Annotated in this window: 1 protein-coding gene; it reads right to left on the bottom strand. The window is 34.5% G+C overall.

Annotated elements, in window-relative coordinates; genetic code table 11:
- A partial coding sequence (locus Q0997_RS20355; RefSeq protein WP_299892571.1) for a hypothetical protein occupies positions 1-319 on the bottom strand: 319 nt, incomplete at both ends.

The raw sequence follows: 319 nt of genomic DNA, 5'->3' as shown, positions 1-319 counted from the left end.
TCTGTAATACTATATGTAAAGTTATACGAACCTATAGTTAATAATGTTAAATCTACATTACTTCCTGTTAATGCTCCTGTTGCATCATCATCTGTCCATGTACCTCCTAAATCATTTCCGGCTAACTGTCCAAATAAATCTAATGGTGAATTCGCTGCTAAATCATTCTCACATAAAACTACTGGTGTTGCTACGCCTGTATTTGGTAATGGGTTGATTGTAACTTGAACCGTTACTAAAGCATCATCACAAGTACCAATCGCATCTACATCGTAAGTGTAATCGTATATTCCTGGTATTAATACTGATAAATCTATTG

Origin of the sequence: uncultured Lacinutrix sp. (assembly GCF_947500325.1) — a bacterium.
Lineage (GTDB): Bacteria > Bacteroidota > Bacteroidia > Flavobacteriales > Flavobacteriaceae > Lacinutrix.
The sequence above is the reverse complement of the archived record's forward strand: the minus strand, read 5'-3'. Positions and strand labels throughout refer to the sequence as shown.